The 2,500-nt window shown below is 51.8% G+C and carries 1 rRNA gene (cut by both window edges); it reads right to left on the minus strand.

From position 1 onward, the window contains the following. Positions 1–2,500: ribosomal RNA gene (locus tag CCO03_RS18180) — 23S ribosomal RNA — on the minus strand (it extends past both window edges: 162 nt to the left, 217 nt to the right).

The following is a 2,500-nucleotide window of genomic DNA, read 5'->3' on the forward strand; positions in this document are numbered from 1 at the left end:
GTTATCTCTTCCACACTTAGCTACCCGGCAATGCCACTGGCGTGACAACCGGTACACCAGAGGTGTGTCCACTCCGGTCCTCTCGTACTAGGAGCAGGCTTCCTCAAATCTGCAGCGCCCACGGAAGATAGGGACCAAACTGTCTCACGACGTTTTAAACCCAGCTCACGTACCTCTTTAAATGGCGAACAGCCATACCCTTGGGACCGGCTACAGCCCCAGGATGAGATGAGCCGACATCGAGGTGCCAAACACCGCCGTCGATATGAACTCTTGGGCGGTATCAGCCTGTTATCCCCAGAGTACCTTTTATCCGTTGAGCGATGGCCCTTCCATACAGAACCACCGGATCACTATGTCCTGCTTTCGCATCTGCTCGACTTGTCAGTCTCGCAGTTAAGCACGCTTATGCCATTGCACTATCGTCACGATGTCCGACCGTAACTAGCGTACCTTCGAACTCCTCCGTTACGCTTTGGGAGGAGACCGCCCCAGTCAAACTGCCTACCATGCACTGTCCCCAATCCAGATCATGGACCAAGGTTAGAACCTCAAACGCACCAGGGTGGTATTTCAACGTCGGCTCCATGGCAACTAGCGTCACCACTTCAAAGCCTCCCACCTATCCTACACAGATCCGTTCAAAGTCCAATACAAAGCTACAGTAAAGGTTCATGGGGTCTTTCCGTCTTTCCGCGGGGAGATTGCATCATCACAAACATTTCAACTTCGCTGAGTCTCAGGAGGAGACAGCGTGGCCATCGTTACGCCATTCGTGCAGGTCGGAACTTACCCGACAAGGAATTTCGCTACCTTAGGACCGTTATAGTTACGGCCGCCGTTTACTGGGACTTCAATCAAGAGCTTGCACCCCATCATTTAATCTTCCAGCACCGGGCAGGCGTCACACCCTATACGTCCACTTTCGTGTTTGCAGAGTGCTGTGTTTTTAATAAACAGTCGCAGCCACCGATTTTTTGCAACCGCTTTGGGCTCCCTTTGTACAAGTTCACCTACTCGCGGCATACCTTCTCCCGAAGTTACGGTATCAATTTGCCGAGTTCCTTCTCCTGAGTTCTCTCAAGCGCCTTAGAATACTCATCTCGCGCACCAGTGTCGGTTTGCGGTACGGTCGTCAATGGCTGAAGCTTAGTGGCTTTTCCTGGAAGCTGGGTATCACTCACTTCGTCTGCAAGCAGACCCGTTATCACCCCTCATCTAAGCCCGGCGGATTTGCCTACCGAGCACGACTACAGGCTTGAACCAACTATTCCAACAGTTGGCTGAGCTAACCTTCTTCGTCCCCACATCGCACCATTGAGCGGTACAGGAATATTGACCTGTTTCCCATCAGCTACGCATCTCTGCCTCGCCTTAGGGGCCGACTCACCCTACGCCGATGAACGTTGCGTAGGAAACCTTGCGCTTACGGCGAGCGGGCTTTTCACCCGCTTTAACGCTACTCATGTCAGCATTCGCACTTCTGATACCTCCAGCAGCCTTTACAAGCCACCTTCACAGGCTTACAGAACGCTCTCCTACCACGTGCAATTAAATTGCACATCCGCAGCTTCGGTAACTGGCTTAGCCCCGTTACATCTTCCGCGCAGGACGACTCGATCAGTGAGCTATTACGCTTTCTTTAAATGATGGCTGCTTCTAAGCCAACATCCTGACTGTTTTAGCCTTCCCACTTCGTTTCCCACTTAGCCAATTTTAGGGACCTTAGCTGGCGGTCTGGGTTGTTTCCCTCTTGTGTCCGGACGTTAGCACCCGGTGCACTGTCTCCCAAGCTGTACTCTGCGGTATTCGGAGTTTGCATAGGTTTGGTAAGTCGCCATGACCCCCTAGCCTAAACAGTGCTCTACCCCCGCAGGTAATACTTGAGGCACTACCTAAATAGTTTTCGGAGAGAACCAGCTATTTCCAAGTTTGTTTAGCCTTTCACCCCTATCCACAGCTCATCCGCTAGTTTTGCAACACTAGTCGGTTCGGACCTCCAGTACCTGTTACAGCACCTTCATCCTGGCCATGGATAGATCACTTGGTTTCGGGTCTACACCCAGCGACTGAACGCCCTATTCGGACTCGATTTCTCTTCGGCTCCCCTACTCGGTTAACCTTGCCACTGAATGTAAGTCGCTGACCCATTATACAAAAGGTACGCCGTCACCCCGAAGGGCTCCGACTTTTTGTAAGCATGCGGTTTCAGGATCTATTTCACTCCCCTCCCGGGGTTCTTTTCGCCTTTCCCTCACGGTACTTGTTCACTATCGGTCGATGATGAGTATTTAGCCTTGGAGGATGGTCCCCCCATCTTCAAACAGGATTTCACGTGTCCCGCTCTACTTGTCGCAAGCTCAGTACCACACGTTTGCTTTTCCATACAGGGCTATCACCTTCTTTGGCCGGGCTTTCCATCCCGTTTTGCTAACAATCGTGCTATTACTTGCAAGGCTGATCCGATTTCGCTCGCCACTACTTTCGGAATCTCGGTTGA

Origin of the sequence: Comamonas serinivorans (assembly GCF_002158865.1) — a bacterium.
Classification (GTDB): domain Bacteria; phylum Pseudomonadota; class Gammaproteobacteria; order Burkholderiales; family Burkholderiaceae_C; genus Comamonas_E; species Comamonas_E serinivorans.